The following is a 20767-nucleotide window of genomic DNA, read 5'->3' on the forward strand; positions in this document are numbered from 1 at the left end:
GAGGGTTGGGGCGAGATGCTTCCTGATGACGGTGAGACTGAAGGGACATGTCCGACCGACGAATCGCAGCACTCAGACGCGGAGCACCGTACGGCTCCGCATACGGAAGGCACTGCCGAGCGCGACGACCGTGCCACCGAGCGGAACGGATCTGACAACCGGTGGTGGATCTACCGCGGCACGGGACAGCCTCTCCGCGACACCGGTCTCAAGAACGTGCTGCCGCCCCCGCCACCTTGGCGCCGCTTCACCGGCGGCCCCTTGGCGTCCGCTCCCCCGTCCGACGACGCGGAGGTCGAGCGCCGTCTGGGCCGGATCAGCGCGTTGTCCGCCGGTCCGGATCAGCTGCGACGCGAGGCGGACATGGTGAACGCGGCGCTGTTGCTGCGTCGGCCGCTCCTGGTCACAGGACGTCCAGGCACCGGCAAATCGTCCCTCGCCTACCGGATCAGCAGGGAGCTCAAGCTGGGCCGGGTACTGCGCTGGCACATCACCAGCCGCACCACGCTCCGTGGAGGGCTTTACGAGTACGACGCGATCGGGAGGGTCCAGGACTCGGCGGCCCTGCGCGCCACGCACCGGGCGGACGGCCGGGCCGCGGGCGACACGAGCCCTCGGACGGCTGACGAGGAACAACTCCCGGGGATCGGCGCCTACGTCCAGCTAGGCCCTCTCGGGACCGCTTTGCTGCCCCATGAGCTGCCCAGAGTGCTCCTCGTCGACGAACTGGACAAGAGCGACCAGGATCTGGCGAACGACCTGTTGGGCGTGTTCGAGGAGGGGCAGTTCCGAATCGCCGAATTGATGCGGGCCCGGCGACTGCACCCCAGAGTCACCGTCATGACCGAAGACCCCGGCCGAAGTGCCGAGATCGTCGACGGCATCGTCACGTGCCGGGCCTTTCCCGTTGTGGTGATCACCTCCAACGGAGAGCGGGAGTTCCCGCCGGCCTTCCTACGACGATGCCTGCGGCTCCGCATGCCTGATCCCGACCGGTCACAACTGGTTGCCATGGTGGCTGCGCACTTACGGCAGGACGCATCCACGCCGTCGGAGCAGGCCCGCGCGGAGGATCTGATCAACCAGTTCCTGCGCAACAGCCGGGAACGTGGCGGCCTCGCGATCGATCAACTACTCAACTCCGTGTTCCTCGCGACCTCAGGACGTTTCTCCGGCGACGAAGAGGCACTGGAGGACCTCGTGGACGCGTTGTGGCACCGGCTCGACGGAGCGGGGGCGGAATCGAGGACCGGATGACGGCGGCGTCTCCCGAACCTCCGCCTCCGTCCGTACCGCTGGAGGACGGGCACAGTCCTGAGCCGAACCCGGACCTGCCGGTCTGGACGGAGCTCGGGGACGCACTGTATCTGGCCGCATGCCGGGACGCCGCAGTGCCGCGGTTCGACGTTCCGGGAAGGGCTGCTCTTGAGCGCGGCGAGCGGCCGCGGCGGAGCGGCCGCCGTCCTGTCGAGCGGCCTGCGTCCGAGGAACGGAGCGGTCCCCGGCCCGTCGCTCCCCCACAGGCCGAAGAACAACGGCCGACCGTCCCCCCACTCCCATCGGACGCGCGCCCAGCCACAGAGGACCGACTCCAGTCTTTCCCTCCGAGTTCCCCCGGCCATCGTGTGCTTACGGATTCTGGACAGCCAGGATGGCCGACGTCACACCAGTTGGCTGACACTCTTGCCCTCGGCAGGTCTCTGCGTGCGCTGCGTTTGACGCGCAACTCGCCCCACGAGGTCGAACTGGACGAGGAAGCGACCGCCGAGCAAGCGGCGATGACAGAGGTGTGGGTGCCGGTGTGCCGGCCGGTGCCGGAGCGCCGACTGGACCTGTTGTTACTGCTGGACGAAAGCCCCTCGATGGCTCTTTGGTCGTCCACGACTCGGCAGATAGTCGAGTTGATGGAGCAGTCGGCCGCGTTCCGGACAGTGCGCGTGGTCCCGTGGAACCTGGCAACCGGTACGGAGACCGGTTGTCCGGCTGGCGAGGTGCGTTCAAGTGACCAGCAGTTACTGCTGGCCGTCACGGACGGCGGTCATGCTGCATGGCGCACCGACCGCGCGGCCTCCGTGCTGCATCGGCTGGGCCGGTTCTCCCCGGTCGCTGTGGTGAGCCTGCTCCCTCAACAGTTGTGGGACTTGACCTTGCCCACGATCACCACAACCCGCTTACGGGCGCCGTCGCCCGCCGCCCCCAACCGTACGTACGACGCCGACTGGAAGCATCCTTACAACAGTCCGCTGGGCCTTGAGTCACAGACTGCTCGCGATCCCAAACAGGACGATGCGATTCCGGTGCCTGTCATCGAACTGCGGCCGAGTGCGTTGGGGCGCTGGGCCCGCCTGGTGGCTGCAGCGGGAGACTACGAGTGGCACGCTCTGGCGACTCTGTGGACCGCCCCCGACCGGGACCTGCGATCTACGGCAGTCGGTCCCCCGGCGGAGGAACTGGCCGACCTCACGGCAGGCCCTCCGGACAGCGAGGCAGGTGGCGCACGCGTCGCCGAGTCGTCCGCGGAGCGACGGGCGAAGCAGGCTGCCGCCATGGTCAGACGTTTTCGAGCCGTTGCCTCCCCGTCCGCCTACGCCCTTGCGAAGCGGCTTGCGGCGGCACCGCTCAACCTGCCTGTCATGCGGCTGCTCCAGGAGTCCCTGCCCGGGGCACAGCCCTGGAACCTGTCGGAGATCATGCTGCTGGGTCTGGTGCGGCGCACCGGCGGTAGCGCCGACGCCGAGGACGCCCACCGTGTGTCATTTGACTTCGTGGAGGGCGTGCGGGAGGAACTTCTCGCCCTCGGATCCCGGGCGGAGACAATTCGCGCGCTGCGAGAGGTTCAGCGGTATCTGAGCCCCCTGCTGGAAGCGATGTGGGGCGAGGGCGGAGGCGCATTGGTGGAGCCGGAGGGCGCTCCTGCGGACCCGCCGATGACCGAACAGACCCGGCCGTTCATCGCGCATCTGTACACGGCCCTCTGTTCAGCATCAGGGCCGTATCTCGCGCGCGCGAATCATCTGGGACGGCTACTGCAGCGCACGCACAATCTTCCTCGATCAATCGAACATCAGTCCAACATTCGCACACCTGACGCATCTTTTACATCAGGATATACGGATCCAAAACACTATCTACCTTCGGAAATGCGGTCAAAGTTGAATATAGTCCCCAAGGGGCGGTTAGATAGTGCTTCCCCGTCTCGTACTCCAGAGGCGATAGACACCCGGCATGCCGTGGGAAGTGCGACGACAGCGCCAGGACCCACAGCCGGTTCGCCGACTCTTCCCTCCCCGCGACAAGGAGGCATATCCGTGTCTGCCGGCCCCCCCGTTGCCTCCGCGCCGCCTCACAACCCACCCCGCATCTGGGGGAATGTACCGCAGCGGAACCGGAACTTCACGGGAAGGGAAACACTGCTCGACCGCCTGCAGGAACGGCTGTTGGGCGGTGTGACCGCGGTCCTTCCCGAGGCCCTGCACGGCATGGGTGGTGTGGGAAAGTCACAGATCGCCGTCGAGTACGTCTACAGGCACAGTCGCAGTTACCGGCTTGTCTGGTGGGTTCCGTCTGACCAGGAGAGTCAGATCATCCAATCGCTGGTTGAGCTGGGCGAGCAGATGGGCCTGCAGGCAGGCCCTGACATGAGCGCGGTACCGGCCGTGCTGGACGCCCTACGCCAAGGGGAGCCCTACAGCAACTGGCTACTTGTGTTCGACAACGCGGAAGACCCGAGAACTGTGCGCAAATACTTCCCGAACGACGGACCTGGCAGCATCGTCGTGACGTCTCGGAACTCCCAGTGGTCCACTGACTTCGGTTCCCTGGAGGTGGATGTCTTCGCCCGCGAGGAAAGCGTGGCACTGCTACGCCGCCGCAGCCCGAATCTTCCCGACGACGCCGTCGACCATCTGGCGGCCGCGCTCGGAGACCTGCCTCTGGCGGTCGAACAGGCCGCTGCCTGGCTGGCCGAGACAGGCATGCCGGTACAGCAGTACCTGGAGGCGTACGAGGGCAACTTCACGGAGTTGATGCAGTCCGAGCCCCCGAACGATTACAACCGATCTGTAGCGGCGGCGTGGAACGTCTCCCTGGGCCGACTGCGTGAGACCCGGCTCGATGCGCTACAACTGCTGCAAGTCTGCTCGTTCTTCGCCCCGGAGCCCATTGACTGGGACCTCTTTTCCGCGGTGCGTGGAATCTCCGTCCCGCCGGAGCTGCAGTCCGCCCTGGAAGATCCGATCAAACTCGGGCGTGCAGTACGCGAGATCGGACGCTATGCCTTGGCCCGCATCGACCACCGCCAGAACACGTTACTGATGCACCGATTGGTGCAGCGGGTGCTGATCGAGCAGATGAACACCCAGGAACAGGCAATGATGCGGCATGCCGCACACCAGTTGCTGTCCCATGCGGATCCACGGAATCCGCAACGCTCCGGGTTCTGGCCACGGTACTCGTCGCTGCTCAGCCATCTGCGAACCTCCGACGCGGTGAACTGCGAGGATGGCTGGACTCGTCAGCTCGTCCTCAACGAGGTGCGTTTTCTACGTGCGCGCGGCGACCATGCCGGAGCTCTTGCGCTTGGAGAACAAGCCGCAAAGATCTGGCGCGAGGACCAGGGCGAGGACCATGAGAACGTCTTGGCGGTCGACCAGCAGATTGCCGAGTCGCTGCGCGAGCAGGGAAGCGACCTCGGCAGGGCCTACGCGATGCAGTCCAAGCTCGTGGAGCGATACCGCAGGGTTCTCGGCGAGGAACATGAGGACACGCTGCGAGCCCAGAGTTCCCTGGCCATCCACCACCGCAACCGGGGGCACTTCGAGGCTGCCCGTGAGATGGACCAACGGGTTTACGACACCAGTAAGCGAGAGTTCGACGAGGACGACCCGGCCACCCTCCTCGCCGCGCACAACTACGCCGTGAGTCTGCGCCTGGCAGGTGACTCGGATCTGGCCCTCGACCTCGACTACGACACCTGGCAGCGCAGGGTCGAGGTGCTGGGCGAGGACCATATCCAGACGCTGGGCACACGTGAGGCGTATCTCCTCGACCTGCAGGAGGTCGGCCGTTATCCGGAAGCCAGCGATGGTTACGCGACACTGGCCGGAGAGGTCACCGGCAGGCTTGGTGAGCAGCACCCGTTCGTGGCGTTGGTGGTTCGCAACTGGTGCGTCACTCTGCGCAAGATGGGTGACCACCAGCGAGCCTATGAATTGTCGAACAAGTACCTGAAGGTGATCGCCGACACCCTGGGCACCAACAGCCGTCACTATTTGCTGATCGCGGTCAGTCACGCCAACGACCTGCGGCAGGTCGGCAAACTCCAGGGGTCCCGCGCGCTGAGCGAGCAGATGCTGACGATGCACCGCGAGAGGTACGGCCAGGAACACCCGCACAGTTACGCCATCGCTATGAACCTCGCGGTGACACTACGACTGCTGGGACAGCTCGAAGCCGCACTCAGCCTGAACGAGGAGTCGGTTGCCGGTCTGACCCGTGTGCTCAGTAAGGGACATCCTCGAACACTGCTCGCCCGGATGAACCTGGCCAGCGACTACTTCGCTCTTGGCCGCTTCGAGGATGCCCACGCCCTCGACGAGGCCGTGGCCGAGGAGTCGGGGCGACTGCGTGAGAACCACCCGACGAACCTGGCCGTTCGACTCAACCTGAGTTATGACCTGAAGGCGCTGCGAAGGACCGAGGAGAGCGAGCGCCTGTACATCACGACCCTGAACCGGTACCGCGAAGTCCTTGGCTCCTCTCACCCTGCGACATTCAATGCCGGGAAAAGGCTCCGGGCCGATGGGGACATCGACCTGCTGGCGCTCTAAGGGTTGTCCCGTAAATGATCTACGGCATGCTCGGTGACCTGCTGGTTTCTGCGTCACCCGGCGAGGGCGAGGTTGTGCAGGCGGGCGATGCCGAGCGTGGCGTGGTGAACGCCGTCGCCTTTCAGGCGGCAGTCGCGGAGGATCTTCCAGCCCTTCATACGGGCGAAGACGTGCTCCACGCGGGCGCGGACCTTGCGGTGCGAGGCATTGTGTTCCTCCTTCCAGGCCGGGAGTTCGGCCTGGCCCGAGGAGCAGCCCATGACCGCCGCCGCACCCGCCGCATCCGCCGGGCCCTCCGCCGCGTCCCGGATCGCCGTCGTCACCGGCGCGAGCAGCGGGATCGGCGCCGCGACGGCCCGGCAGCTGGCGGCCGCGGGCTACCGGGTGGTGCTCACCGCGCGCCGCAAGGACCGCATCGAGGCGCTCGCGGAGGAGATCGCCGCGGCGGGCGGCCGGGCGACGGCGTACGCGCTGGACGTCACCGACCGCGCGGCGGTCGACGAGTTCGCGACGGCCTTCCAGAAGATCGGCGTCCTGGTCAACAACGCGGGCGGCGCACTCGGCGCCGACCCGGTCGCGTCCGGCGACCCGGAACAGTGGCGCCAGATGTACGAGACGAACGTCATCGGCACGCTGAACGTCACCCAGGCCCTCCTGCCCGCGCTGACCGCCTCCGGCGACGGCACGGTGGTCGTCGTCTCCTCGACCGCCGGCCACGGCACCTACGAGGGCGGCGCCGGCTACGTGGCCGCCAAGCACGCCGAGCACGTCCTGGCCGAGACCCTCCGCCTGGAGATCGTGGGCACGCCGGTCCGGGTCATCGAGATCGCCCCGGGCATGGTGCGCACCGAGGAGTTCGCGCTGACCCGCTTCGACGGCGACGCGGAGAAGGCGGCGAAGGTCTACGCCGGGGTGGCCGAGCCCCTCACCGCCGAGGACGTCGCCGAGACGATCACCTGGACGGTCACCCGCCCCTCCCACGTCAACATCGACCTCCTGGTCGTACGCCCCCGGGCCCAGGCCTCGAACACGAAGGTCCACCGGGAGCTGTAGTGCCGGACCCCGAGCCCGGCGACCTCACCGGGGAGCAGCGCCGCCTGGCCCAGGAGAAGTAGCGAACCGGCGCGGCCGCGTACCCGCTTAATCAGCACGGGTGAACCGGATGGATCACCCGTGCTGCACCAGAAATTCCGATCTAGGCTCGCGTCACCGCATCAGACACGTCGGCCCTCGGGTCGGGTGGCACCCCGACCCGAGGGCCTGACCATTGAGGAAGGCCTGCTTCCCCATGGCTGGACACGAGCCTAACGGGCGCCAATGCACGCTGGACGACGCGCTCGGAATCGACACGGAGGCGTTCATGAACCTCCGAAATCCCGACTACGCCTACATGTACGGCTTTCTGCAAGCCGACGGGCACCTCGCGAAAGGAACCGGCCGGAAAGGGCGCCTGAGCGTCGAGATCAATGCGCGGGACATCGAGATCCTGCGCGCGTTCCAGCGACTGACGCCGTACAACAGCAGCATCACCGAGCGCACACGCAGTACGAACTTCGCCGAGACCCATCATTCGGCCACCTGGACCCTGCACTCCCTCGCAGCCAGGACCCGGATCAACGAACTCGGCCTGCCCTACGGCCGGAAGTCCGAAAAAATCGCCCCGCCCCGCGTCGAGTTCGCGGGCCGCGACTATCTCCGAGGCGTCATCGACGCGGACGGTTCGGTGGGCTATACGACGCAGGGTTTCCCCTTCGTCTCCCTGACGACAGCGAGTACGGCCATCGGCGCCTATCTGTGCTCCTACGCGCAGAAGGTCACGGGAGCCGAGCGCACCATCAAGCGCAACGCCCGCGACGGCATCTACAACATCCTTTACACGAAGGAGGCAGCGCAGGAATTGGGCAAGCGCCTCTATTACCCCGGCTGCCTCTCACTGCAGCGCAAGCAGACCGCCGCCGAGTCCCTTGCGACATGGCTGCGTCCGGCGGACATGAAGGTCAGACCGCCGCACACGCGATGGACCCGTGACGACGACCGTGTCCTGCTCGCCGCTCCGACCACGGCGCAGGCCGCCAAGGACCTGAACCGTTCCCCCAAGGCCTGCTCCGTCCGCCGCTCCCGCTTGAAGCACGGCCTCGTACCTCCGCCCGACTGACCACCGGCGGCGGGGTGCGGTGCCGGATCGCACCCCGTCGCAGCGGCTAACCCTTCACGCACACGAACTGCTTCAGCTTCGCCACCACCTCGACGAGATCGCGCTGCTGCTCCATCACCTGGTCGATGTTCTTGTAGGCCCCCGGGATCTCGTCGAGCACGCCGGAGTCCTTGCGGCACTCCACGCCCCGCGTCTGCTCCTCCAGGTCCTTCGTCGTGAAGTGGCGCTTCGCCGCGTTGCGGCTCATCCGCCGGCCCGCGCCGTGCGACGCCGAGTTGAAGGCCCGCTCGTTGCCGAGCCCCTTCACGATGTACGAGCTGGTGCCCATGGAGCCCGGGATGATCCCGTACTCGCCCGCCCTGGCGCTGATGGCTCCCTTGCGCGTGACGAGCAGGTCCATCCCCTGGTACCGCTCGCGGGCGACGTAGTTGTGGTGGCAGCTGACCTCGGGCTCGAAGGTGACACGGGCCTTCTTGAACTCCTTCCTGACCACGTCCTTCAAGAGCGCCATCATGATCGTGCGGTTGTACTTGGCGTACTCCTGTGCCCAGTACAGGTCGTTCTGGTACGCCGCCATCTGCGGGGTGTCCGCGACGAAGACGGCAAGGTCGCGATCGATCAGGCCCTGGTTGTGCGGAAGCTTCTGAGCGATGCCGATGTGGTGCTCGGCCAGCTCCTTGCCGATGTTCCGGGACCCCGAGTGCAGCATGAGCCACACGGAACCGACCGAATCGGTACACAATTCGATCATGTGGTTTCCGCTTCCGAGCGTCCCCATCTGCTTGGTCGCCCGCTCCAGGCGGAACTTCACCGCTTCGGCGACCCCGTCGAACCGCCCCCAGAAGTCGTCCCAGCCACCGGTGGCGAGGCCGTGGAAGCGGTCCGGGGTGACCGGGCTGTCGTGCATGCCGCGGCCCACCGGGATCGCCTGTTCCACCTTCGTGCGCAGGCGGGAGAGGTCGCCCGGGAGGTCGTTGGCCGTCAGGGACGTCTTCACCGCGGACATGCCGCAGCCGATGTCCACGCCCACCGCCGCGGGGCACACCGCGCCCTGCATGGCGATGACCGACCCGACCGTCGCGCCCTTGCCGTAGTGCACGTCCGGCATGACCGCCAGGCCCTTGATCCAGGGCAGCGTCGCAACGTTGCGCAGTTGCTGCATCGCACCGTCCTCGACCGACGCCGGGTCCGCCCACATACGGATCGGAACCTTCGCCCCGGGCACCTCTACGTACGACATAACGTCCTCATTCCCCCGCAGAACAAACAGAATTCGCACATGGCAAAACCCGCGCCAAAGCCAACATCAGGGACAGCGGACCGGCGTCCACGGCAGTGCGTGCGATACACATTGTCTTCAGGGCCCGCCCCCGTGCGGCAACCGAATAACCACAGGACACCCCGGTCGCGGGCACAGTCGAGCGACCTGTCGAGAGGAGCCCACCGTGCAGCCGAAGGCGTACGTACCCGGCGTCGCCGCGCTCCTCGCGGCGCTGCTGGCCGGCTGCACCGGTGGATCGTCGGACGGCGGCGGCAAGGACGACGCGAAGCCCGGCAGCAAGACGGCCTCGGCCCCCGCGCCGCAGCCCGGCAGGTACCGCACGCTCCCGGAACCCTGCGCCGCGGTGTCGCAGAGCACCCTCGACTCGCTGCTGCCCGGCATCGAGCAGCTGACGGACGAGGAGCAGCGCGAGAAGGCGTACGAGGGCACGGCGACGGTCACGTACGACACGGACCGCAAGGTGGGCTGCCGCTGGAAGGCGGAGTCGGCGACCGCGACGGACCACCTGCTGGTGGACTTCGAGCGCGTGGTCTCGTACGACAACGCGGTCAGCGACGACGACCGCGCGACCGACATCTACGCGAAGAAGGAGGAGGCGGCCGACCTCCCGGAACCGGCCGTGTCCCCGTCGGAGACGGCCGGGCCGACCGCGTCGTCCGGGTCGGCGGACGCGGAGGAGCCGGAGAAGTCGAAGGAATCGGAGGAGTCGGGGGAATCGTCCGGTTCGTCCGACGCGTCCGCGTCCGGCTCCGGCTCGAAGGCCTCCGGACCGGACGCCTCGGCGCCGGCGTCGGCCTCCGGCGCTTCCGGGTCCACCCCCGCCGCCCTGCAGCCCCGCACGCTCGACGGCCTGGGCGACGCGGCGTTCCTCGACGACGCGCTGAACGACTCCAAGCAGCGGTCGGTGACTGTGGTGTTCCGCACGTCCAACGTGGTCGTGACGGTCCAGTACGACGAGCAGCCGGCGACCACGACGGACGTCCCGAGCAGCGAGGAAATGCAGGACAGGGCGCGGAAACTGGCGGCTCAGCTCGCCGAGACGTTCAGCGATTAGAGGTGTTCGGCGGGGGTTTCGGCCTCCGCGGAACCTGAGCCGCACATGTCCCGTTCGGCGTACCGTGTCTCCCCGGACCCGACCGAGTGCGGCCCGCGGAGCACCCGGCCGCCCGCACGCACACCCGAGCGTCTTGAGTGAAGGAACCATGCACCGATCCGTACAGCGACACCGTCAGCGACTCACCCGCGTCCTCGTCGGGGCGGCCGTCCTCCCGGTGATGCTCGTCGCCTCCGGCTGCTCCTCGGACTCCGGCGAAGGCGACGGCTCCGGCTCCGGCGACGCGAAGAAGGACTCCGCCGCCTCGGCGTCGCCCTCCTCCACGGAGGCGGGCACGACGGTGAAGGAGGCGGCGTACGCGAAGCTGCCCGAGCCGTGCAAGGCGTTCGCGTCGAAGACGCTGAAGGAGCTGGTCCCGGAGGGGGCCAAGTCCGGCAAGGAAGGCACCTCGGACGACGTCGCCACGCGCGGCAGCTGCTCCTGGGACAGCCTGGACAACAACGGGGTGAAGGGCTCGCAGTTCCGCTGGCTGAACGTGTCGCTGCTGCGCTTCGAGTCCGACGCCACCCGCGGCACGGGCGAGAAGCTGGCCTCGGAGTACTACGCGAAGCACTCCGAGGACGCGCGCTCGGTGGAGGGCGCCAAGGACACGAAGTCGGCGCCGGTGCCCGGGACGGGCAACGAGGCGACCCTGGTGACGTACGACCTGAAGAAGGACGGCAGCACCTTCAAGCAGCAGACGCTCGTGACGCGCGTCGAGAACGTCGTGGTGACGGTCGACTACAACGGCGCCGGCCTCGCGGGCGAGAAGGCCCCGAAGGCGGCCGACCTGTCGAAGGCGGCGAAGAAGGCCGCGAAGGAGGCCGTCCAGGCGGTCGTGGCCGCCAACGAGGGCGGCGCCGCGGCCGGCTCGGGCAGCGCGAAGGCGACCCCGGGCAAGAGCTCCGGTTCCGACGCGAGCGCCGGTGCCGGCGCCGACGAGGCCTCCGACAAGACCTCGGGCAAGACCTCCGACAAGACGTCCTCCGGCAAGGGTTCGAGCATCAGCAAGGGCTGACGCGGTACCCGAACGGCCTCGTCCGGACGGCCGGTTCCGGATCGCGGCGTCCAGTTCCGCTGCCGTCCCACTCGCAGCCCGACCAGGACGTTCGGCGGAGCCCGGCCCCCACGGAGGCCGGGCTCCGTCCGTACCGGGCATCCGCGCCCCGTACACATGTGCCACTCTGTTGCGCGCAACAGGTCGTAAGGGGAGGGGAGTACGGGTGGCCGCGCCTATGCAGCTCACCAAGACGCACAAGATCCTCATCGGGGTGGTCGTCTTCGGAGCGGTCGTCATCGCAGCGATCGGCTTCGCCGGTTCCTACGCGGCGGTACGCGAACTCGCCCTGGAGAAGGGCTTCGGGAACTTCAGCTACGTGTTCCCGATCGGCATCGACGCGGGCATATGCGTCCTGCTCTCGCTCGACCTGCTCCTCACCTGGATCAGGATCCCGTTCCCGCTGCTGCGCCAGACGGCGTGGCTGCTGACCGCGGCGACGATCGCGTTCAACGGCGCGGCCGCCTGGCCGGATCCGCTGGGCGTGGGCATGCACGCGGTGATCCCGGTGCTGTTCGTGGTCTCCGTGGAGGCGGCCCGGCACGCCATCGGCCGCATCGCGGACATCACGGCCGACAAGCACATGGAGGGCGTGCGGCTCACCCGCTGGCTGCTCTCCCCGCTCCCCACCTTCCTGCTGTGGCGCAGGATGAAGCTGTGGGAGCTGCGCTCCTACGAGCAGGTCATCAAGCTGGAGCAGGAACGTCTCGTCTACCAGGCGCGGCTGCGCTCGCGCTTCGGCCGGTCCTGGCGCCGCAAGGCCCCGGTGGAGTCCCTGATGCCGCTGCGGCTGGCCCGGTACGGCGTGCCGCTGGCGGAGACGGCGCCCTCGGGCCTGGCGGCGGCGGGCATCGAGCCGGCACTGCTGCCCCCGGCGCCGCAGCCCGCCCTGGAGCCGGCCGACGCGGCCGCGGGCAGCCGTGCCCCGGKGGCGGCGGCGTCCCCCGCGCCGGACGACGAGGCGGCCCGGGCCCGGGCGCTGCGTCCCGCTCCCGGCGACGAGGAGCCCTCCGAGCCGCAGGACCGGGCCGAGCCGCAGAACCCGTGGCTGCACGCCCGGGACCCGCAGTCCGTGGAGTACCAGGGCGGCTACGACCCGACGTACGACCCGGAGGCGGCGTACGACCAGTGGTACGCGGAGCAGCAGCAGGCCGAGGAGTTCGCGGAGTTCGAGGAGCAGCGGCGCTTCCAGGACCAGCAGCGGTTCCAGGACCGGCGGCGGTTCGAGCAGGAGGCGCAGGCTCCGGAGCCCGCCCCCGAACCCGCTCCCGTCCCCGGGCCCGCTCCCGAGCCGTCCATGGAGGACACCGGCACCTTCCCGATCCCGGCGGGCCCGAACCGCACCCGTGAGCTGGGCGCGGGCGGTGGCACGGAGCCGACCGAGGAGGAGTACTACCTCGTCTTCAAGAAGTCGATAGACGGCAGCTACCCGACCTCGGGCCAGTTCCGCGGTGACGTGGAGGCGACGTACGGCACCGTGCTCCCGCAGCGCGAGGCCGACCGGATGGTCGCCCGCTTCACCAACCGCCACACGGCGGAGCTCCAGGAGGACCACATCGCGTAGGACCTCACACGTGTACGCGCGGAAGGGGGCGCCCGGAATTCACCGGGCGCCCCCTTCCGCGTACGGACGGAACCGCTACGCGCCGAGCAGCTTGCGCACCCGCTCCTGGCCCACCGCAAGGAGCAGGGTGGGCAGGCGCGGGCCGGTGTCACGGCCCACCAGCAGGTGGTAGAGCAGCGCGAAGAACGTGCGCTGGGCGACCTTGATCTCGGCCGGGAGCTCCTTGGGTCCGGCGTCGGCGGAGAAGCCGGCCTGGACCTTCGGGACGCCGTAGACGAGGTGGGTGAGCCCGTCCAGCGACCAGTGCGTGTCGAGGCCGTCGAGCAGCAGCCGCAGCGAGGCGCGGCCCTGGTCGTCGAGGGACTCGATGAGCTTCGTGTCCGCCTCCTCCCGGACGACGGTCCGCTGGTCGGCGGGGACCTGGGTGTTGATCCAGGCCTCCGCCTTGTCGAGCCGCGGCCGGACGTCGTCGAGCGAGGCGAGCGGGTGCGCGGGGTCGAGCTCGCTGAGGATGCGCAGGGTCTGGTCCTCGGCGCCGGCGGTGATGTCGGCGACGGAGGCCAGGGTGCGGTAGGCCATCGGCCGGGGCGTCGCGGGCAGCTCGCCCGCGGCGGTGCGCACGGCGCGCGAGTGGGCGGCGACGTCGGCCGGCAGGGCGGAACCGTCGGCGACCTTCGCCCCCAGCTTGTCCCACTCGTCGTAGAGGCGCTGGATCTCCTGGTCGAAGGCGATCTTGAAGGACTGGTTGGGCCGGCGGCGGGCGTAGAGCCAGCGCAGCAGCTGCGGCTCCATGATCTTCAGCGCGTCGCCCGGGGTGGGCACGCCGCCCTTGGAGGATGACATCTTCGCCATCCCGGAGATCCCCACGAAGGCGTACATCGGCCCGATGGGCTGCTTGCCGCCGAAGATGCTGCCGACGATCTGCCCGCCGACCTGGAAGCTGGACCCGGGCGAGGAGTGGTCGACGCCGCTGGGCTCGAAGACGACGCCCTCGTACGCCCAGCGCATCGGCCAGTCGACCTTCCAGACCAGCTTGCCGCGGTTGAACTCGCTGAGCAGCACGGTCTCCGAGAAGCCGCACTCCGTGCAGGTGTACGTCAGCTCGGTGGTGTCGTCGTCGTACGCCGTGACCGTGGTGAGGTCCTTGCCGCAACCGCCGCAGTAGGGCTTGTACGGGAAGTAGCCGGCGGAGCCGGTGCCGTCGTCCTCGGCGGCCGCGCCGGACCCCTCGGCGGCCTCCAGCTCGGCCTCGTCGACGGGCTTCTGGCCCTGCTTCTTCGCGGGGGCCTTCTTGGTGCGGTACTGGTCGAGGATCGCGTCGATGTCACCGCGGTGCCGCATCGCGTGCAGGATCTGCTCGCGGTAGGCCCCCGAGGTGTACTGCTCGGTCTGGCTGATCCCGTCGAACTCGACGCCCAGCTCCGCGAGCGCCTCGACCATGGCGGCCTTGAAGTGCTCGGCCCAGTTCGGGTACGCGGAGCCCTTGGGGGCCGGCACGGAGGTCAGGGGGCGGCCGATGTGCTCGGCCCAGGACGTGTCGGTGCCCGGGACGCCGTTGGGCACCTTGCGGTAGCGGTCGTAGTCGTCCCAGGAGATCAGGTGCCTGACCTCGTGGCCGCGGCGGCGGATCTCGTCGGCGACCAGGTGCGGGGTCATGACCTCGCGCAGGTTGCCCAGGTGGATGGGGCCGGAGGGGGACAGTCCGGACGCGACGACGACGGGTTTACCCGGGGCTCGGCGCTCCGACTCCTCGATGACCTCATCCGCGAAACGGGAGACCCAGTCGGTGGTCTCGGTGCTCTGAGCCACGATCGGCACGTCCTTCTTTCCTCAGGAGTCGTCATGGGCCGGCGGTACGGTTCGCACGGCTGACCGCCCCATTCTCCCAGCTACGCCCCCAACCACGAAAACGGCTTTCCCCGCTCCTGGGGCTGCGCCCCAGACCCCCCGTCGCGCTGCGCGCTCCCGCGCAGTTCCCCGCGCCCCTTTCAGGGGCGCGGGGAACTGCGCAACGGGGGTTCGGGGGCGGAGCCCCTGAGTCAGTGACGGGAATGGGTGGTAGGGGCGACGGGGGCGAAAACCCCTTTACCCCCCATGGGATACTGGGCTGATCCATACCCACCAGGAGAACGGCACCCACTCCATGGCCTCGGTCACGTCCCTCACCGCCCACGTCCACCAGCGCCTGTCGGCCGCGCTCACGGCAGCCCTGCCGGAGACCGCGGACGCGGACCCGCTGCTGCGACGCAGCGACCGGGCCGACTTCCAGGCCAACGGGATCCTCGCCCTGGCGAAGAAGGCGAAGGCCAACCCCAGGGACCTCGCGACCCAGGTCGTGGACCGGGTCGTCAAGGACGACCTGATCGAGGACATCGAGGTCTCGGGCCCCGGCTTCCTGAACGTCACGGTCACCGACCGCGCGATCACGCAGACCCTCGCGGACCGCGCCACGGACCCCGCGGACCGCCTCGGCGTCCCGCTCCTGGACCACCCCGGCACGACGGTCATCGACTACGCCCAGCCGAACGTGGCGAAGGAGATGCACGTCGGCCACCTGCGCTCCGCGGTGATCGGCGACGCGGTCGCGCAGATCCTGGAGTTCGTCGGCGAGACCGTCGTCAAGCGGCACCACATCGGCGACTGGGGCACCCAGTTCGGCATGCTCATCCAGTACCTGGACGAGCACCCGCACGAGCTGGACCGCAAGTCGGCCGGGGACGGCGCGGCGGAGACCGGCGAGGAGGCGATGTCGAACCTCAACCGCCTCTACAAGGCCGCGCGGACGCTCTTCGACTCCGACGAGGAGTTCAAGACGCGGGCCCGCCGCAGGGTCGTCGACCTCCAGGCGGGCGACCCGGCGACCCTCGCCACCTGGCAGCGGTTCGTGGACGAGTCGAAGGTCTACTTCTTCTCGGTCTTCGAGAAGCTGGACATGGAGATCCAGGACGCGGACATCGTCGGCGAGTCGGGCTACAACGACATGCTCGACGAGACGTGCCGCCTCCTGGAGGAGTCGGGCGTGGCGGTCCGCTCGGAGGGCGCGCTGTGCGTGTTCTTCGACGACGTCAAGGGCCCGGACGGCAACCCGGTCCCGCTGATCGTGCGGAAGTCCGACGGCGGCTACGGCTACGCGGCCACCGACCTCTCCGCGATCAGGAACCGCGTCTTCGACCTGAAGGCGGACACGCTGCTGTACGTGGTCGACGCCCGCCAGTCCCTGCACTTCAAGATGGTCTTCGAGACGGCGCGCAGGGCGGGCTGGCTGAACGAGCGGACCAAGGCGCAGCAGCTGGCCTTCGGCACGGTCCTCGGCAAGGACGGCAAGCCGTTCAAGACGCGTGAGGGCGAGACGGTCCGGCTGGTGGACCTCCTGGACGAGGCGATCGACCGCGCCACGGCGGTGGTCCGGGAGAAGGCCGAGAAGGTGGGCCTGTCCGAGGAGGAGATCACCGAGAACGGCCGGTTCGTCGGCGTCGGCGCCGTGAAGTACGCGGACCTCTCCACGTCCGCCGTGCGGGACTACAAGTTCGACCTGGACCAGATGGTGTCGCTGAACGGCGACACCAGCGTGTACCTCCAGTACGCGTACGCCCGTATCCGGTCGATCCTGCGCAAGGCCGGGGACGCGCGTCCGCTGGCCCACCCCGAGCTGGCGCTGGAGCCGACGGAGCGGGCGCTGGGGCTGCACCTGGACCAGTTCGGCGAGCTGCTCCTGGACGTGGCCGCGGGGTACGAGCCGCACAAGCTGGCCGCGTACCTCTACCAGCTGGCGTCGCACCTGACGACGTTCTACGACCAGTGCCAGGTGCTGAGCGACGCGAACCCGAAGGAGGTCGTCGAGAACAGGCTGTTCCTCGTCGACCTGACGGCCCGCACGCTCCACCAGGGCATGGCGCTGCTCGGCATCAGGACCCCCGACCGCCTCTGACCTCGCACCGTCCCGCAGCCCTTCACCCGTTCGGGTGAAGGGCTGCGGCGTGTGCGCACGTCACTGCGTTGGCCAAAGGTTGAGGTCTCGGGGCGCGCCCCCCATGATGCGATGCTGCGGGGCCGCCCGCCCCGAATCCGGGGCGTCACGAGCCCTGTCGACCGCACGCTGGGAGCGCAATGACCACCGCACTGCCCTTCTCCGCCCCTCAGACCGTCCGGAGGGTGTCAGCCCGTCATGCTGCCACTCGTTGAGACCGGTCCGGAGCTGGACGACGTCGTCCGGGACGAGGCCCTGCTGCGGCCGGCCGTCGCCGACCTGTGCGAGCGCCTCGGACTGGTCCCGAAGCCGATGGTCCGCTACGTCGAGGGCTCGCTGCCGGTGTACTCGATCGGCGCCGCGCACGTCCTGAAGCTGTTCCCCGCCTTCGAGAAGCTCGACGCCAGGCGCGAGGAGCGGATGCTCACGCACGTGTACGGCAGGCTGCCGGTGCCGACCCCGCAGCTGTACTCGGCGGGCGCGTACAAGAACGGCTGGTCCTACGTCCTGATGTCCCGGCTGCCCGGCGAGAGCCTCGCGCGGGCGTGGCCGCGGATCCCGGCGGCGGAGCAGGACCGGCTCGTCACGGAGGCCGGTGAGACCCTCGCCGCCCTGCACGCGCTGAGCACCGCCCCGCTGGCGAGCTACGCGGGCCCGGCCGACTGGGGCCAGTTCGTCGACGCGCAGCGCGTGAACGTGGTGGAGCAGCAGCGCGAGTGCGGGCTCCCCGAGGCGTGGCTGGACCAGATCCCGTGGTTCCTGAGCTCGGTGCCGCTGGCCGCGCCGGCCCGACGGGTGCTGCTGCACACCGAGTTCATGCGCGAGCACCTGACCGTGGACCCGGACGGCTGGCGGCTGACGGGCCTGTTCGACTTCGAGCCCGCGATGATCGGCGACCCGGCGTACGACTTCGTGAGCGTCGGCCTGTTCGTCACGTGCGGGCAGCCGCGGCTCCTGAAACGTTTCTACGAGGCCTACGGGCGCCCGCCGTTCGATCCGCACACGCTCATGGCGTACACGCTGCTGCACGTCTACAGCGACCTGCCCTCGTACCTGCGCGTGCTGCCCGCCCCGCCGGAGCCGACGCTGGACTCGCTCGCGCGGACGTGGTTCGGCACCGACTGACGGGCCGCCGGCCGCGGGCGCCCCGGCGGGCGCCGACGCCCGCGGCTCCCGGGGCCAACGCCCGGGGTGCCCGGGGCTGTTGCCGGTGGCCTCGGGCCCGTTGTCGGTGGCGGGCCCTAGAGTCACGGGCATGGCGACTCTCCCCAACCAGCTGCCGAAGCTCGCGGCCGACCCGACCGGTCGCCCGCTCGGTCTCGACCTGCCACCCGGCACCCTGCTCGACACGACGGCCCGAGGGCCCCACGGCGAGCCGCTGTTGTGGCGCGCCGACGGTCCGGCGGCGCCGGGCGACTGGCTGCGGCTGGCGTCCGCGCGCCGCTCGGCCGGTCTGTACCCGGTCCTGGTCGGCGGCCGCCGCGACAGCGAACCGCACCCGGACAAGTGGGAGCTGGACCCGGACCTCGCGTCCTACCCCGGCGACCACGACGCCGAGGAGGTGCTGGCGGACCTCTGGGACGCGTACGCGGCGGACGCGCAGGACGCCGACTGGCCCGGCCTCGCCGCGGCCGGTGCGCCGGACGTGGATCCGGACGTGTGGGCGGCCGAGGTGACGGACGCCCTGATCGGCGGGGCGGGCCCGCTGGAGGAGCCGCGCCTCGCGCTCGTCCCGGCCCGACGCAGCGCGGACATACCGGCCGCCCTCGGCTGGTGCGGCCCGGTCAGCCACACGCAGGACGTGGCGGAGCTGTGCGCGGTCCTGCGCTCCTGGGAGGACCGCTTCGGCGTCCGGGTCGTGGCGCTCACCTTCGACCAGCTGGTCGTCTCCGTCGCGGCCCCGCCCCGCAGCCCGGCCGAGGCGGAGGCGGTGGCCGCCGAGCACTACGCGTTCTGCCCGGACAACATCACCCAGGGCGGCCATGCCTCCCTGCGGGCGTACGCCGAGCGCGAGGTGCTCGGCGCCCGTTCCTGGACCTTCTGGTGGGACTGAGCGGCCGGCTGCTCAGGGCTTGCGGCCGGTGACCGCGTACACGTTGATGTCCGCGTCCGTCACGTCGTTGATGTCGCGGTAGCGGACCTTCTCGATGTCGTCGAGGGTGTCGAGGTAGCCGGCCTCGGCCGGCTCGGGCGCGGGCGCCGCGCCGTCGGGCCGCCAGTGGTGGGCGGGGACCACGCCGGGCTCGTCCACCTCCAGGCCGTTCCCGGTGAGGAACCGCTCGACCTCCGCCTTCGTCCGCAGCACGAAGGTGAAGCCCCGCTCGGTGTACGTCCGCTGGACCGCGCGGACGTTCTCCGGGTTGAGGTCCTCGGTGAGGTGGCTGAGCACGAGCCGGCTGCCCGACGGCAGCGCGCCGATCAGCTCGCGCACGATCGGGTACGCCCGCTCGTCCTCGACGAAGTGCAGGACCGCCACCAGCACGAGGGCGACCGGCTGCCCGAGGTCCAGGGTCCCGGCGGCCGCTTCGAGGATCCGGGCCGGGTCGTGCAGGTCGGCGTCGATGTAGTCGGTGCGGCCCCGGGGCCCGCTGGTGAGCAGGGCGCGCGCGTGGGCGAGGACGACCGGGTCGTTGTCGACGTACACGACACGGGAGTCGGGGGCGATGCGCTGGGCGATCTGGTGCACGTTCTCCTGGGTCGGCAGCCCGGTGCCGATGTCCAGGTACTGGTGGATGCCCTCCTCGCCGGTCAGCGTGTGCACGGCGCGGCGCAGGAAGTCGCGGTTGTGGCGCACGTCGAGGTAGCCGCGCGGATTGGCCGCGAGCGCGGCGGCGGCCGCGGCCCGGTCCACCGGGTAGTTGTCCTTGCCCCCGAGGAAGACGTCGTAGACCCGGGCCGGGTGCGCCCTGGTCGTGTCGATCCGCCTCCTCAGCTCGGCGGGGTCCTGGCTGAGAGCGTCACCGGGCATGGGGCCCTCCCTGGGGAGTCGCGTCGGAACGGCTGCGTCGACGGGTCCGTCACAGGGGCAACAACCTAGCCTTTTCAGCGAGTTGGGAGTGGTGCGACTCCGCGATCCGGGCCGGGCGCGCTCATCCGGGGATGTCGGGCTGGTACTCGTCGCGTCCCCAGGCGGAGTCGCCGAGCGGGTAGGTGTACGCGGGGCGCCCCACGTGACCGCTCGTGCGGAAGGGCCTGCCGTCGTCGTCGATGCGGACGGTGCCCTCGCGGCTGCCGCTCGACCACTCCAGCTCCAGGTACCAGCTGACGTTGTGCGTACGGGCGTCCGCGAAGACGTAGAAGACCTCCGGGTCGGTCTCGCTGACCTTGTACGGGAAGTCGCGCTGCCCGGCCCTGGGCGAGGTCGCGGGCCGCCCGTCGTCGAGGTCCACCCCGAACGCCGCGGTCCGCACGTCGCCACCGCAGCCGACGCCCATCGCGAAGTCGTTCCAGTCCAGGGGCGCGCTCTTCTCGACGACCCGTACGTGCAGCTCCTCCAGGACGACGGTGTCCTTCCCGGCGCCCTGGACGGTCAGCGCGAGCATCTGCTGCCCGGCGGCGACCCCGCCGAGCGCGCTGACCCACCCGCGCGCGTCCGGCTCGCTCGGCGGCGGTGGCACCTGCTCGGGCGCGCGGTCGACGAGGTAGTGCTGGCTGCACTGGTCCTCCCAGGCGTACGCGTTCACGGCGACCATGGGAGCGGTGGCCCCGCCCCCGCTCCCGGCGTCCGCCGCCGGGCCCCGGTCGGCGCCGCTGCGGGAGGCGGAGGGCGAGGGGGAGGCGGACGGCGAGAACTTCTCGGACGCCGAGACGGACGGCGAGGC

At 69.7% G+C, this 20767-nt stretch carries 13 protein-coding genes and 2 pseudogenes; 10 read left to right on the forward strand and 5 right to left on the reverse strand.

Features of this window, described 5'->3' with window-relative positions; all coding sequences use genetic code 11:
* Positions 1-15 precede the first annotated feature (15 nt).
* Positions 16-1257, forward strand: coding sequence for an AAA family ATPase (locus tag FGF04_RS16905; protein ID WP_149512095.1), 1242 nt, complete (start codon positions 16-18; stop codon positions 1255-1257).
* On the forward strand, positions 1254-5828 hold the full coding sequence (gene fxsT, locus FGF04_RS16910) for an FxSxx-COOH system tetratricopeptide repeat protein (RefSeq protein WP_268893777.1): 4575 nt from the start codon (positions 1254-1256) through the stop codon (positions 5826-5828). The genes FGF04_RS16905 and fxsT overlap by 4 nt, the downstream gene beginning before the upstream one ends.
* A 53-nt stretch (positions 5829-5881) precedes the next feature.
* Here the strand turns inward: fxsT and FGF04_RS16915 are convergent.
* A pseudogene (locus tag FGF04_RS16915) lies at positions 5882-6073 on the reverse strand (transposase); the annotation flags it as partial.
* Positions 6074-6086: 13 nt separating this feature from the next.
* On the opposite strand from FGF04_RS16915, the gene FGF04_RS16920 reads away from it, so the two are divergent.
* Positions 6087-6881: an SDR family NAD(P)-dependent oxidoreductase gene (locus tag FGF04_RS16920; protein WP_149512096.1), complete on the forward strand. Its 795-nt coding sequence runs from the start codon at positions 6087-6089 to the stop codon at positions 6879-6881.
* Positions 6882-7116: 235 nt separating this feature from the next.
* A complete protein-coding gene (locus FGF04_RS16925; RefSeq protein ID WP_408055626.1) occupies positions 7117-7983 on the forward strand; it encodes a hypothetical protein in 867 nt (288 codons plus the stop codon).
* Between the two features lie 46 nt (positions 7984-8029).
* Here FGF04_RS16925 and FGF04_RS16930 read toward each other — a convergent pair whose 3' ends face one another.
* Positions 8030-9223 (reverse strand): RtcB family protein, encoded by a 1194-nt coding sequence (locus tag FGF04_RS16930; protein ID WP_149512097.1) that lies wholly within the window; start codon positions 9221-9223, stop codon positions 8030-8032.
* A gap of 205 nt (positions 9224-9428) precedes the next feature.
* Here FGF04_RS16930 and FGF04_RS16935 point away from each other — a divergent pair, with 205 nt between their 5' ends.
* From FGF04_RS16935 to FGF04_RS16945, 3 genes are all read left to right on the forward strand, one after another.
* Positions 9429-10319, forward strand: coding sequence for a DUF3558 domain-containing protein (locus tag FGF04_RS16935; protein WP_149512098.1), 891 nt, complete (start codon positions 9429-9431; stop codon positions 10317-10319).
* A 148-nt stretch (positions 10320-10467) separates the two neighbouring features.
* Positions 10468-11376, forward strand: coding sequence for a DUF3558 domain-containing protein (locus tag FGF04_RS16940; RefSeq protein ID WP_235882354.1), 909 nt, complete (start codon positions 10468-10470; stop codon positions 11374-11376).
* Between the two features lie 217 nt (positions 11377-11593).
* On the forward strand, positions 11594-12979 hold the full coding sequence (locus FGF04_RS16945; protein WP_149512318.1) for a DUF2637 domain-containing protein: 1386 nt from the start codon (positions 11594-11596) through the stop codon (positions 12977-12979).
* Positions 12980-13054: 75 nt separating this feature from the next.
* Here FGF04_RS16945 and lysS read toward each other — a convergent pair whose 3' ends face one another.
* On the reverse strand, positions 13055-14797 hold the full coding sequence (gene lysS / locus FGF04_RS16950; protein ID WP_149512100.1) for a lysine--tRNA ligase: 1743 nt from the start codon (positions 14795-14797) through the stop codon (positions 13055-13057).
* A gap of 325 nt (positions 14798-15122) precedes the next feature.
* On the opposite strand from lysS, the gene argS reads away from it, so the two are divergent.
* The 3 genes from argS to FGF04_RS16965 all read left to right on the forward strand — a co-directional run bounded on the left by argS (position 15123) and on the right by FGF04_RS16965 (position 18999).
* On the forward strand, positions 15123-16907 hold the full coding sequence (argS, locus tag FGF04_RS16955; RefSeq protein ID WP_149512101.1) for an arginine--tRNA ligase: 1785 nt from the start codon (positions 15123-15125) through the stop codon (positions 16905-16907).
* A 237-nt stretch (positions 16908-17144) separates the two neighbouring features.
* On the forward strand, positions 17145-18071 hold the full coding sequence (locus FGF04_RS16960; RefSeq protein WP_149512102.1) for a phosphotransferase family protein: 927 nt from the start codon (positions 17145-17147) through the stop codon (positions 18069-18071).
* Between the two features lie 130 nt (positions 18072-18201).
* The gene (locus FGF04_RS16965; RefSeq protein ID WP_149512103.1) at positions 18202-18999 is read left to right on the forward strand and encodes a DUF4253 domain-containing protein; all 798 of its coding nucleotides are present in this window, start codon (positions 18202-18204) and stop codon (positions 18997-18999) included.
* Positions 19000-19011: 12 nt separating this feature from the next.
* Here the strand turns inward: FGF04_RS16965 and FGF04_RS16970 are convergent, their stop codons facing one another.
* Both FGF04_RS16970 and FGF04_RS16975 read right to left on the reverse strand, forming a co-directional pair.
* Complete coding sequence (locus FGF04_RS16970) at positions 19012-19914, reverse strand: SAM-dependent methyltransferase (RefSeq protein ID WP_149512104.1); 903 nt, start codon at positions 19912-19914, stop codon at positions 19012-19014.
* 121 nt (positions 19915-20035) lie between these two features.
* A pseudogene (locus FGF04_RS16975) lies at positions 20036-20767 on the reverse strand (transcriptional regulator); the annotation flags it as partial.

Source organism: Streptomyces apricus, from assembly GCF_008369065.1.
Lineage (GTDB): Bacteria > Actinomycetota > Actinomycetes > Streptomycetales > Streptomycetaceae > Streptomyces > Streptomyces apricus.